Raw genomic sequence first — 11540 nt, 5'->3', positions numbered from 1 at the left:
GGGTGCTGCTGCTGGCGATCATCGGTTTTGTGATCTTCAATTCAATCACGGCGGTTTCGACACATTACGGCCTCACCCTTATGGCCCGTTATGGTGCGGGTGCCGCTGCGGGCCTCGCCTGGGCATTGCTGGCGGGTTATGCGCGCAAAATGGTGCCACGCTCCCAGCAGGGGCGTGCACTGGCCATTGCCATGGTGGGTACGCCAGTCGCGCTATCGCTGGGTGTTCCGACCGGAACCTGGCTGGGAGCTTTGATGGGCTGGAGGCTGGCCTTCGGAATCATGTCGGCCTCGACCCTGCTGCTGATTGTCTGGGTTCTGAAGAGCGTCCCCGATTTTCCGGGAGTTGCGCAGCATGAGCGTCTGCCGTTCGGACGTGTTCTGCGAACTCCCGGTGTGCGGTCTGTTCTGGGCGTGGTGATGGTCTGGATGCTCGCCCACAATGTTCTCTACACCTATATTGTGCCCTTCATCGCACCTGCCGGGCTGGCAGGGCAGGCGGACCGGGTCCTTCTGCTTTTTGGTCTCGCTGCCCTTGTTGGCATCTGGCTGACCAGTCGCACGGTCGATCATGCCCTGCGTCTTTCCGTTCTGGCCAGTCTCGCGATTTTTGTTGTTGTCGCAGGTGTCTTTGTAATTGGGTCTGCGTCGCCAGTGGTGATCGTGATTGGCGTTACGATATGGGGGCTGACATTTGGAGGGGCCGCGACGTTGCTCCAGACGGCACTTGCCGATGCAGCCGGCGATGGCGTGGACGTCGCGTTGTCAATGAATGTTGTTGTCTGGAACAGCGCCATAGCCGGTGGTGGAGTTCTGGGGGGTGTGCTGCTTCAGACCTGGGGGGCAACGTCGTTTCCCTGGGCTGTGCTGGGGCTTGCCGGTGTTGGATTTCTGATCACATGGCAGGCCCGGTCCCACGGGTTTCGATCTGGACATCGGCTTGGGCGTCCACATTCGTAGTGTGAAACACACTGACCAAACTCTCAAACCGGTTTCTGTTCTTGCAAATCCGGTGAAGGAGCTTCCTTTGCACACATGCTCCGCAACACACCATCACGTCGGATGAGGCCATGGAACAGGGCCGCCCCGATATGCGCCAGAACCAGCCCGAAGAGCGCGAATGCCAGAATTGTGTGAGCGGAACGCAGCCAGGACCAGAGGGCAGGATTATGCGGCAGGATAGGGGGGAGAAGGAGGGACTGTCCCCATAATGGAATGGGAAACCCGCCTGCGGATAGCATTCCCCAGCCCACAAACGGCAGAACAATCATCAGCCCGTACAGCAGAATATGTGAAGTCGTAGCGATGCGCCTTAAAAGTCGTGGCAAATCCTCCGGAAGTGTCGGAACGGAGGATCGAAGGCGATTTGCCACGCGCAGGATTGCCAGCATCAGGATCGCGATGCCCAGAGGGCGATGCAGCGCCACCAGTCGATGATAATCGGGGCCGACTGAAGAGGCCATAAAAAGGCCAATAAACAGCATAGCCAAAATCATGACGGCCATGAGCCAGTGCAAGACGCGCGACAGAAGCGGGAAGGTAGCCATGCCGTTCATGATTTTTTGCTTTCAGGGGTCTGAATCAGGGTAGGCGTCACAGCGCTTGAACTACGGTTTTCACCAGCTCGGAGAGAGAAAGAGCGCATGTAAGCGGCAGAGCGGACCTGAAGGATCGGGTCATCCGATGGCTGAATGCCTGGCGGCAAAACGAGAGGATCAAAGGTGATGCCTGTGCAGGGGCCGCCATCCTCACTTTCAATGGAATTGAGGGTCAGGGTTCCGGCGTCAAGCGTCTGGTCATCCTGCGCCCAGATCTGGCTTGGATCGTTGATGGCATCATGTGGACCTGCCACGGTCATCATCAGATGCCAGTGCAGGGCATGGGTATGAATGTCGCTGATCAGTTCACGGAACAGATACTCACGATCGCCCGCTTTGGCATCACTTGGGGTCACCGGCTGCGTTGGTATCATGGTCCAGCGAACCGCTGTTGTCGTGCCGTCTGCGGCGCTCAGGACGAAGCTATCGAGACTGTGAAACGTATCGTCTGCGAACCCTGATGAAATGAACCGGTGGGCGTTTACATCGGCCGCGGATCTGAGCCAGGGATGGGTTGCGCCGAACGCTTTTACGCGGGCCGGATCAGGCTTTCCGGTTGCCGGATCACTCTGCTGCGCTGTAAAAAAATCCGAAACATCATGCGCATCGCGTAGCGGCAGAACCGGCGGGTCATTCATACCGGTCCGCCATTCAGGGGCATCGGGCGGCATGAAGCGTAGCGCCATACTTCGCACGGTGGCTGCGTTGTCCGACGCATAAGGCTGCCCCACGGCGAGAGCGAACCGCCCGATAACTGGCACATGCTGCTCATGGAAAACTGCTGCGCGTGACAGATGCGAAGCGTCACCACTCGCGTCAAACCATCCGCTGACACAGACCCCCTTGGCGTGAGCTCTCCGAAAACCATGTCCGTAGCTTCCGGCGTTGTGCAGTTCGCCCATCAGGCGGTTCTGTGTCACACGGCCGGGAGAAAAACAGCCGCCAGCCCAGAGGAACGCCAGAGCAAGTGCCGCGGGTACGGCGCCAACGCCGAGCCAGCGGAGGGCCAGTATGGGTGGGGGGGCAGGTTTCTGTGCCATGGGTTTTGATCCGATGCGGTTATCGTCCGCAAAGACGTCAGGCAGGCTGGCTTTATTCCCGGGAAAACGCATTACTGGAAAATATTTTCGCATCCTGCGCTTTGATGCGGAATAAACTGCCTCCCAGAACGTCTCTGTCTGTGAGAATGACCCTGCGAAAGGCAAAGACGGAGTTGACTGATGATGCGCATATCAGGTTGCAGGCTGCCATTCCGGCGTTGAGACGATACGCTCGTGTCCTGACCCGTGATCCGTCTCAGGCGGACGATCTCGTACAGGATTGTCTGGAACGCGCGCTTACGCGACTGCATCAGGTGCGTGGACAGTCTGATCTGCGTGCGTGGCTGTTCACGATCGCGCATCGTCTCAATGTTAATCACTGGCGGCGTTTCCGGCGGGTCGTGTCATGGGGCGAAACCACGCCGCCTGAACCATTGCAGGAAGCCGGACAGATCCCTCATCTGGAGTGGCAGGAAGTTGTGCATGCGTTTGGACGTCTGTCTGAAGATCATCGACAGATCATGATGCTCGTTGGTGTTGAAGGGCTTCAATATGGCGTTGTCGCAGAAATTCTGGATCTGCCGATCGGGACCGTGATGTCGCGTCTGTCCCGGGCGCGTGCGGCCCTGCACAGTCTTGTTGAACATGAGGAACGCCCCACGCTCCGGAGAGTGAAATGACCCAGCCTGATCGCCCCGTGACCGAAGATGATCTGCAGGCCTGGGTTGATGGATTTCTGTCTCCCGAACGTTTGCGCACAGTGGAAAACTGGCTCGACAGCCATCCCGAAACACTGCGGCGCGTCATGGCGTGGAGAAACGAGCGTGAGGCCCTCCGCACAGGGTTGGAGCCGGAACTCCGGGAGCCTGTGCCAGCGCGCTTCAATATTTCAAACCTGCGGCAACGCAGAGGTATGCATTCCAACATGCCGCGAATGGCGGCCTCTATTGCCCTTGCGCTGTCGGTAGGGTTTGGCAGTGGATGGTTTCTGCGGGATCGACGTGTGCCCGTCGGGTTGGCTGCTGTTGAGCAGGAAGCGACCATCGTGCGTGAGGCCAGCAAAGGGAGCACGATGACGGAAAGCAATGTTGCGCAACTCGCAGCATGGGGCGGCAAAGCACTGGGGCGCCCGGTACAGCCGCCGAATCTGTCCGCAGCGGGCTACCACCTGGTGGGAGGACAACTGGTGACGACGGATCATGGGCCGGCCTGTGTCTTTTTCTATAATGATGACAGCGGTGCCCGGATCTCCCTGTTCGTGCGTCCCATGTACGGCGTGGACGTTACCGCCCCCATGCGCCCGATGCGGCATCTGCCGGGTTATCTCTGGGCCCAGAACGGGCTGGGGGTCAGTATGGTCGCGGATACGTCCATGAGCAGTTTGCACGCTTTGGCTGACCATGCCCGTGATCTGATGGCGAAGGCCAGTTGAGGATCAGGACGCCTTGGCAGGCGGTTCGAGTGTGATGCATGAGCCTGCGAAGGCACTTTGAAAGTCCGGAATTTCGAGCTTGTCGCATCTTCTATGATTGAGCAGCGGAAGATTTAAGAGTGTAGGAAAAAAGTTGGCTTTTTGTGAGAGGGGGGACGAAATTTCCGTTTTAAAAGAACCCTCAAGGCGTTTCCTGCCGTTCATTCAACGCTATAGAGGGCCAGTCACGATTGCAGAAATAGCCAGTCATCGGAAAGAGATTGTGAGCTGGCCTCTTCCTTATCCGGCCCGCAGATGAAACCGCGTGATTTCGGCTGGCACGCCCAGGCGGAGCGCAAAGCCGGGCCATAGACCAGTCCCATTGCTGACATAGAGCGTCATGCCGCCAACCTGGTAGCGTCCGGAGACAAAGCCGTTATTGCCTCGTGCCACGAGCATGTCGAGGCCGCGGATCATCCCACCATGCGTGTGACCCGAGAGCTGAAGCGCCACACCCCGAGCCGCGGCGGTCCGGGCGTCCCCAGGCTGATGATCGAGCAGAACAACCGGAGCACGGGCCGGACAGTCCATCAAAGCCGCCTCAAGATCCGGGCCAACCTGGCTGTGCCCGCGCGCCGAACGATCCGTTACGCCTGCGATTACCAGATGGGCCATTCCGCGCGTGATGACCCTGTGCTGGTTTTCCAGTACATCGAAACCCAGTGCCGACAGATGGCGCATCCAGGCGGCATAATCGAAGAAATATTCATGGTTGCCCGGAGCGGCCAGTACGCCATCGGGCGCACGCAGGTCTGCGAGCGGTGCGACGTCGGCACGGCGCATATCCACCGACCCGTCGATGAAATCTCCCGTCACGACAATCAGATCAGCAGCGGCCGCATTGGCGCGCGTCACGACACGAGCGGCCCACTTTGCAGAGAAAAGCCGTGTGATGTGCAGATCACTCAGCTGGAGCAGCCGGTACCCATCAAATAGCGGCGATAATCCGCGTATGGTGACGGTGACATCCCTGACAGGGGGCACCCGCAGAGCATTGGCAACGCCGATGGCCGCGAGCAACCCGGCCAGTCCAGCTACTGCGACGCGGGCTTCGGTACAAATACGAACCGGTTGCCACGTAATCAGTGCAACCAACAGCGCACCGAGATCAACCGCGAGCTGAAACAGCGTGAGAAACAGGATCGTCCCGACCGCCCAGTTGAACAGGATGATAAGCGGTTTCGGGAACTCCGGCGCAAAGATCGATCCGGAGGAGAGCCTGCTCCAGAACTGGTATTGCGATGCCACGATGACGGAGACGGCCACCAGGAGTTTCACGGCGACCGGAAGAGGAAGTGGCCATAACCAGTTCAGGATCACGATCGATAAAAGCAGGCCGAATACAATAATGCGCACGCGTGTGGATATCCTCATGGATAGGGGAAGCCGACGGCTTGCGATGGCCATCGGCGTCCCGGGCACAGCCGTGAGCTTGTGCCATACCGAAGTATTGTTCGCGCGAAGGCTTTAGGCGAAGCGTTCTCCGACCATCTCTTCGCTCTTTGTCCACAGGGCTTCGGCGCGTGTCGCATCAAGAGCATAGGCGCGGACCCCCGGATTGGCCAGACTGATCGGCTGGTCGTCCGGGATCACAACGCTGACGCGGCAGTCCTCACAGTAATGCGCCCCTACTGCAGCGGCATCAGCCACGCCGCCGGCCCAGACCGAGGTTGCGGCACCTTGCGGGATGGTCTTGAACTGGAACGGCTCATGGCCATCGGCGATGGCCTGTTCGTTGACCTGACTCACCATGGCTTCGATTTCGCCAGGCGCCATATGCCGCACCAGTTCCGTCATGATTGCACCGGGGTGAACAGCTGTTGCCCGCACGCCCCGTGAGCGATGCCGCGCATCAAAGGCGACGGCAAAGAGAATATTGGCGGTCTTGGAGCGTCCATAGGCCACAAAGGGCACGTAAGGCGTATGGTCGAAATTCGGGTCGTCCAGATCGACGTCGGCGAAGCGATGTCCGGCCGAGGACACATTGACCACACGTGCACCATCACGCAGCAGGCCGGCGATCCGGTTAATCAGAACGAAATGTCCCAGATGGTTGGTGCCGAACTGCGTCTCGAACCCGTCTTTCGTATGTCCGAACGGCGTCGCCATGACGCCCGCATTGGCGATCACCAGGTCGAAGGGCGCGCCTTGTGCGTTCAGACGGTCGGCGCAGGCGCGGACGCTCGCCAGATCCGCAAGGTCCAGCGCGGTAAGTTCGAATGCGCCGCCTCCCTGCGCCGCAGCCTCGCGGACCTGATCGGTTGCGCGCTTCGCTTTTGCAAGATCGCGTACCGCGCCTACGACATGCGCGCCATGAGCCGCCAGCGCCCGGGCTGTTTCGACACCCAGTCCAGCGGAAACGCCGGTCACGAGAACGCGCTTGTTCTTCAGGGACACGCCGGAGAGAACATCATCAGTCGTTGAGGTTGCGCCAAAAACCTGAGTCATGGGTGGAACTCCCTGAAATGGTGCATCCATTCCTTGCCGAAATGGCATGGAATGTCTTATGTGGAGCATCGCTCCGCTTGAATATGCGGAGTAATACTCCGTTTAACAAGAGGAGGACAGGTGACCGACGTGAAAAAATCTCGTCGCCGACCGCGCAGCGATGGACAGCGCAACCGGGAACAGCTCCTGGACGTGGCCAAAACTGCGTTTACGATGGGCGAAGTGGACATTCCTCTGGATGAAGTCGCGCGGCGTGCGGGCGTTGGCATCGGCACGCTCTACCGCCACTTTCCCAATCGCGACGCTCTTATCGAGGCGGTTTATCGCGCTGAACTGGATCGCCTGGCTGAAGCGGCCCCCGTGCTGGCCGCGCAGCATCCACCCGTGGAGGCGCTGCGTGCATGGATGCGACTGTTCGTGGATTACATCGCCGCCAAGCAGGTCATCGCTCCCGCGCTCAACGGGTTGGTCGGGGGAACAGGGGCGCTCTATGCGCATTCCGGCGATGTTCTGAAAGCCGCAGTCAACAGCCTTGTCTCCGCTGCCATCGCGGCCGGTGAGTTCCGCGCGGACATCGAGCCTCTGGATCTGCTCCGCGCTCTGGCGGGCGTTTCAAATTTTTCGGCCGGTCCCGGCTGGGAGAGCAGTGCAAAACGCCTCGTCGATATTCTCATCGCGGGTTCGCGGTCTTTGGCATCGTAAAGTCGCATCCTGTCTACCTGCTACACTTTCGGCTGACAGATCGTCTGGGTTGAGGGCGAGGTCCAGCCTCTTATCGCGGCCGGCCATCTTGGTCCTCTGCTGACAGAGTATTGGGTATTCTTGTGAACAATGCCGGCATTATCATCAACAAACTGATGGTGGACATGACGCTTGAGGACTGCGGCCGCATCTTCGCCGTCAATATCCGGGGCGTGTTCCTGCACTCGCGTGAGGCGATGCGTGCGATGATCCCGAACGGTACCGGCGCTATTGTCGATGCCGGATACTGGCAGTGGAAGCAATCGGTCGTGGGATCCGGTCAATGCAGTGGGCTCAGGGGATACCGTGATCAATATTCTCAACCATATTGATGCGGACGGCCCATCGGACGTGCGGCTCAGCCAGAGGAGATCGCTAAAGTAATTGCTTTTCTCGCATCAGACGAGGCCAGCTTCATGGTCGGATCGAGCTGAGGACGGGGATGAAGGCGACAACTCCCTGCAAGTTTTATCTTCGTCGAGCTAAAAGGTAGTTTTAAAAGAGGGACGAAGTAAAATTGGGGGAAAGCTCCCTCTTGCCTGTCATAAGAAGCCTACAACTCCACTTTCTGCTTGGTACATACCGCAGCACACCCCACCTGTATGGGAAAACGGTGACAGGGCGTTGTACATGATTCCACTTTCAGTTCTCGATCTCGCGTTCATCACCGAAGGCAGTTCGGCCGCCGAGGCGCTTCATCGAAGTGCGGATCTTGCGCGGCATGCGGAAAGTCTCGGCTTCCAGCGCTTCTGGCTGGCCGAACATCATTCGATGCCAGGCATTGCTTCCGCCGCGACTGCGGTCGTGATTGGCTATGTCGCAGGAGCTACGAAAACCATCCGGGTAGGCGCAGGCGGGATCATGCTGCCGAACCATGCCCCGCTTGCTGTTGCCGAAGCGTTCGGCACGTTGGAAAGCCTTTATCCAGGCCGGATCGATCTCGGGCTTGGACGTGCGCCCGGCTCCGATCAGGCGACAATGCGCGCACTGCGCCGTGACCCGACCTCTGCTGACCGCTTCCCACAGGATGTCGTCGAACTGCTGCGTTATTTTGAAAAGCCGCAACCAGGGCAGACAGTCTTTGCCGTTCCAGGTGCGGGGCTGACTGTGCCGGTCTGGCTGCTGGGATCGTCCCTGTTCTCAGCTCATCTGGCCGCTATCATGGGGCTGCCGTTCGCATTCGCCAGTCACTTTGCCCCTGACCTGATGGAAGATGCCTTGGCGCTCTATCGGGAGCGGTTTGAGCCTTCGGAGCGGCTGCAATCACCTTACGCCATGCTGGGCGTCAACGCAGTGATCGGAGAGACGAACGCCAAGGCGCAGCAAGCGGCCACATCCCTGCAACAGCATTTCATTGCTTTGCGTCAGGGACGTCCGACGACTTTTCCTGCACCCCGTCCAGTGTCCTGGAATGGCCAGGAGCAACGCCTTCTTGATAGTACACTGCGTCATACTTTTGTGGGAACGGCAGAAACCGTTGCGCAAAACATTTCCGCCTTTGTGGAGCGATACAGGCCTGATGAACTCCTGATCGGTGCACCGTTATTTTCTCAGGAAGAAAGGCGACGCACCCTCAGGGGGATCGCCCATCATCTGATGGGAGCATGACCGAGTACAGGCCGCGGCACAGCATATGCTGCCAGTCATCAGTCAGTCCCAGATCTATCGGGGTTTGCAGCAGGGCATCCCAGACACCCTGTTCAGCCCGGCTCCGGAACCGGACATAGACCGAGTTCCACTGGCCATAACACTCATGCATATCTCGCCGGGGACAACCGATGCGCAGGACATGCAGCATACCATTGAGAAAACGGGCGTTTATCTCCGGACGGACGCGAAAGCCTCGAACTGCTGGAGCCGTCAGGCGAGAGAGCTTCAGGTCTGCGATGGGGTCGCGAAGAAGTGCGGGGATATGGCCTGTCCGGTCAGCGTCACGGTGAGCCATGCATTCGTCACGGTAGCGCTCAATCAGAGTTCGGAGCACGAGGCCGTTCAAGGCCTGAACGTCGATATGACGCTCTTCGCGCGTTTTGACCGAGGTTTCCTCGAGCCAGGCGTGGGTAAGACGAGCGATGTCAAATGTTCTGATAATCCGCTGGCCTTATGACCAGCTTGCGGGCTCGGTATTGCTGGCGCCCCGGCAACTTACGCCGTCAGGTTGCCGGTCGTCCTGTCGCAGGATCGCTGGCATTCTTGGCCGATTTTGTGCGGGCCACGCGATAAACTCCGAAATTAGACGGAATCATCATTGGTCCAAAATCGCTACTTAATTTTTTAATTTTGGCGCCCGATACAGCTCTAATGCGCTGATATCATTACCAAAAATTGGTGTCCCGTACGGGATTCGAACCCGTGTTGCCGCCGTGAAAGGGCAGTGTCCTAGGCCTCTAGACGAACGGGACTGGAGGCGTGAGCGGGTGTATAGAAGGGGTTTCGGAGGGCGTCAAGCGGCTGTTGCGTCGGAAATGAAAAAAGATAGATTTTTTCGCTCCTGCCATGTTTCGGCGCGCAATGTGCCTGCGACATGGACCAGTGGCATGGCGCGGTCCTCCAGTAGGGGGGCGAAGGGTTTGTCGCCTGCACGGAAGACCAGACCCCGCAGACGGGTGTTTCCGTCCTCGCCCTGAAGAATGACGCGGAGCGTATTGCCATCCTTGCCGATGCGTTCGCTTTTGACGCAGCGGACATTACTGATGGCAAGAACGGGCTCTTCATTGCCGGGGCCAAAGGGCTCCAGTCGGGAGAGCTGATCGGCCACGGCAATGGAGGCTCCGGCCAGTGTCATGATGCCGTCGAGTTTCAGCGCGTCCTGTTTGGGAAGGGCCAATGCTGTGGAGAGCTGGGTGTTCAGGGCGGCGTGGAAATCTTCCGCGCGCTCTGCGGCCAGGGAGAAGCCGGCGGCCATGGCATGTCCGCCGCCCGTGAGGAGGAGGCCGTTCTGGCGGGCGGCGATGATGGCGGTTCCGAGGTCCAGTCCGGGAACCGAGCGGGCTGAGCCTTTGATGATGCCATCGGTCAGGGCGGCGACCAGGGCAGGACGGTTGTAGCGCTCTTTCAGGCGGCCAGCGACGATGCCGACGACGCCCGGATGCCAGTTCTCACCATGCAGGAAGATGACGGCGTGGCCTGCATCGAGCTGCTGCTGAGCCTGTTCCATGGCGGAATCGAGGATTGTGGATTCGACGGTCTGGCGCTGGCGATTGACGCGATCGAGCTGTTCGGCGAGGGCGCGGGCTTCCACGACATCCTCGGATAGCAGAAGTTTCAGACCCAGATCCGCCTGTGCGATGCGGCCTCCGGCATTGATGCGAGGGCCGAGGGCAAAGCCGCAGGCCATGGCGCTGGCTTCTTCCTTCACGCCCGCAACGGAGGAGAGTGTGGCCAGTCCGAGGCGCTCCCCACGCGACATGACGCGCAGACCCTGCATGACCAGTGCACGGTTCAGGCCGGTCAGGGGCATGACGTCGCAGATGGTGGCGAGGGCCGTGAGGTCGAGGCGCTGGAGCAGGTCGGGGATGGCCTGTCCGCCGTCGAACCAGTTGGTGCGGCGCAGGAGGCGGATCGTGGCGACCATGGTGAGAAAGGCGACGGCGGTGGCACAGATGTTGTTCAGGCCCGATGCACAGTCCAGCCGGTTCGGGTTGACCACGATCCCCTTGGGCAGGGCTGCGCCATCGGGTTTGTGATGATCGAGGACGATGATGTCGGCACGGTCTGTCAGGCCGTTGAGGATGTCGATCGCAGCGGTGCCGCAGTCGATGCAGACAAGCAGGGTGGCACCTTCCGACAGCAGGTTTTCGAGGGCTGCGGTGTTGGGGCCGTAGCCTTCGGTCAGACGGTCGGGGATATGGGTGCTGACGGGACAGCCGAGTTCGCGCAGGGTGTCGCAGACGAGGGCCGTGCCGCAGGCGCCATCCACGTCGTAATCGCCGAACAGACCGACATGCTCGTGGTTGCGGACGGCCTGTGCGAGGCGTTCGGCGGCCCGGTCCATATCCTGCAGGCAGGAAGGGTCGGGCATGGCGTCGCGCAGGCGGGGATTGAGGAACGAGGAGGCGTCGTGGGGTGCGACGCCCCGTGCCGAGAGGATACGGGCCAGAAGTTCAGGAATGTTGGCCTGCTGGGCGAGAGCAAGGGCCAGGCGGTTGTCTGCTTCCGCCAGCCTGGGATCGCGCCAGATCCAGCGGCGGTTTCCTGCACTTCGGGTTACGCCGAGGACGGCGCCCGTATCGTCTGCGAGCAT

13 protein-coding genes and 1 tRNA gene are annotated in these 11540 nt (G+C 59.8%); 7 read left to right on the top strand and 7 right to left on the bottom strand.

Going from position 1 to position 11540, the window contains the following annotated elements; all coding sequences use genetic code 11:
* The coding region (locus tag GAL01_RS02990) for an MFS transporter (RefSeq protein ID WP_099253049.1) at positions 1-959 on the top strand (959 nt) is incomplete at its 5' end.
* 23 nt (positions 960-982) lie between these two features.
* Here the strand turns inward: GAL01_RS02990 and GAL01_RS02985 are convergent.
* On the bottom strand, positions 983-1555 hold the full coding sequence (locus GAL01_RS02985) for a cytochrome b (RefSeq protein ID WP_062027538.1): 573 nt from the start codon (positions 1553-1555) through the stop codon (positions 983-985).
* A complete protein-coding gene (locus tag GAL01_RS02980) occupies positions 1552-2637 on the bottom strand; it encodes a catalase family peroxidase (protein ID WP_062027543.1) in 1086 nt (361 codons plus the stop codon). The genes GAL01_RS02985 and GAL01_RS02980 overlap by 4 nt, the downstream gene beginning before the upstream one ends.
* 173 nt (positions 2638-2810) lie before the next feature.
* Here GAL01_RS02980 and GAL01_RS02975 point away from each other — a divergent pair, with 173 nt between their 5' ends.
* Positions 2811-3317, top strand: coding sequence for an RNA polymerase sigma factor (locus tag GAL01_RS02975; protein WP_062027541.1), 507 nt, complete (start codon positions 2811-2813; stop codon positions 3315-3317).
* Positions 3314-4069 (top strand): anti-sigma factor family protein, encoded by a 756-nt coding sequence (locus GAL01_RS02970; protein WP_062027536.1) that lies wholly within the window; start codon positions 3314-3316, stop codon positions 4067-4069. Before GAL01_RS02975 ends, GAL01_RS02970 begins: the two co-directional genes overlap by 4 nt.
* 279 nt (positions 4070-4348) lie before the next feature.
* Here the strand turns inward: GAL01_RS02970 and GAL01_RS02965 are convergent, their stop codons facing one another.
* Both GAL01_RS02965 and GAL01_RS02960 read right to left on the bottom strand, forming a co-directional pair.
* Positions 4349-5464: a metallophosphoesterase gene (locus GAL01_RS02965; protein ID WP_082790609.1), complete on the bottom strand. Its 1116-nt coding sequence runs from the start codon at positions 5462-5464 to the stop codon at positions 4349-4351.
* Between the two features lie 111 nt (positions 5465-5575).
* The gene (locus GAL01_RS02960; protein ID WP_062027535.1) at positions 5576-6556 is read right to left on the bottom strand and encodes an SDR family NAD(P)-dependent oxidoreductase; all 981 of its coding nucleotides are present in this window, start codon (positions 6554-6556) and stop codon (positions 5576-5578) included.
* 120 nt (positions 6557-6676) lie between these two features.
* Here GAL01_RS02960 and GAL01_RS02955 point away from each other — a divergent pair, with 120 nt between their 5' ends.
* The 4 genes from GAL01_RS02955 to GAL01_RS02945 all read left to right on the top strand — a co-directional run bounded on the left by GAL01_RS02955 (position 6677) and on the right by GAL01_RS02945 (position 8905).
* Complete coding sequence (locus GAL01_RS02955) at positions 6677-7258, top strand: TetR/AcrR family transcriptional regulator (protein ID WP_062027534.1); 582 nt, start codon at positions 6677-6679, stop codon at positions 7256-7258.
* A 110-nt stretch (positions 7259-7368) separates the two neighbouring features.
* Positions 7369-7629, top strand: a complete 261-nt coding sequence (locus tag GAL01_RS15835; RefSeq protein WP_062027533.1) for an SDR family NAD(P)-dependent oxidoreductase — start codon at positions 7369-7371, stop codon at positions 7627-7629.
* A 12-nt stretch (positions 7630-7641) separates the two neighbouring features.
* Entirely contained in the window at positions 7642-7731 is a 90-nt protein-coding gene (locus GAL01_RS15830) for an SDR family oxidoreductase (protein WP_197458958.1), read from the top strand.
* A gap of 196 nt (positions 7732-7927) precedes the next feature.
* Positions 7928-8905, top strand: coding sequence for an LLM class flavin-dependent oxidoreductase (locus tag GAL01_RS02945; protein WP_062027532.1), 978 nt, complete (start codon positions 7928-7930; stop codon positions 8903-8905).
* Here the strand turns inward: GAL01_RS02945 and GAL01_RS16160 are convergent.
* From GAL01_RS16160 to recJ, 3 genes are all read right to left on the bottom strand, one after another.
* Positions 8871-9095, bottom strand: coding sequence for a transposase (locus GAL01_RS16160; protein WP_369690444.1), 225 nt, complete (start codon positions 9093-9095; stop codon positions 8871-8873). The two genes, GAL01_RS02945 and GAL01_RS16160, sit on opposite strands and share 35 nt — an antisense overlap.
* Positions 9096-9623: 528 nt before the next feature.
* Positions 9624-9699 (bottom strand) — tRNA-Glu (locus GAL01_RS02935).
* Positions 9700-9740: 41 nt separating this feature from the next.
* Entirely contained in the window at positions 9741-11540 is a 1800-nt protein-coding gene (gene recJ / locus GAL01_RS02930) for a single-stranded-DNA-specific exonuclease RecJ (RefSeq protein WP_062027530.1), read from the bottom strand.

It is taken from the genome of Gluconobacter albidus (assembly GCF_002723915.1).
Taxonomy (GTDB): Bacteria; Pseudomonadota; Alphaproteobacteria; order Acetobacterales; family Acetobacteraceae; genus Gluconobacter; species Gluconobacter albidus.
This window is presented reverse-complemented; position numbering and strand designations above follow the sequence as displayed.

What these genes read in the sequence shown, in the direction of transcription:
- recJ (WP_062027530.1), bottom strand. Translation starts at nt 11,540, where the DNA reads ATGCTCGCAGACGATACGGGCGCCGTCCTCGGCGTAACCCGAAGTGCA.
- GAL01_RS02980 (WP_062027543.1), bottom strand. Translation starts at nt 2,637, where the DNA reads ATGGCACAGAAACCTGCCCCCCCACCCATACTGGCCCTCCGCTGGCTC.
- GAL01_RS02945 (WP_062027532.1), top strand. Translation starts at nt 7,928, where the DNA reads ATGATTCCACTTTCAGTTCTCGATCTCGCGTTCATCACCGAAGGCAGT.
- GAL01_RS02985 (WP_062027538.1), bottom strand. Translation starts at nt 1,555, where the DNA reads ATGAACGGCATGGCTACCTTCCCGCTTCTGTCGCGCGTCTTGCACTGG.
- GAL01_RS02960 (WP_062027535.1), bottom strand. Translation starts at nt 6,556, where the DNA reads ATGACTCAGGTTTTTGGCGCAACCTCAACGACTGATGATGTTCTCTCC.
- GAL01_RS16160 (WP_369690444.1), bottom strand. Translation starts at nt 9,095, where the DNA reads ATGCTGCATGTCCTGCGCATCGGTTGTCCCCGGCGAGATATGCATGAG.
- GAL01_RS02970 (WP_062027536.1), top strand. Translation starts at nt 3,314, where the DNA reads ATGACCCAGCCTGATCGCCCCGTGACCGAAGATGATCTGCAGGCCTGG.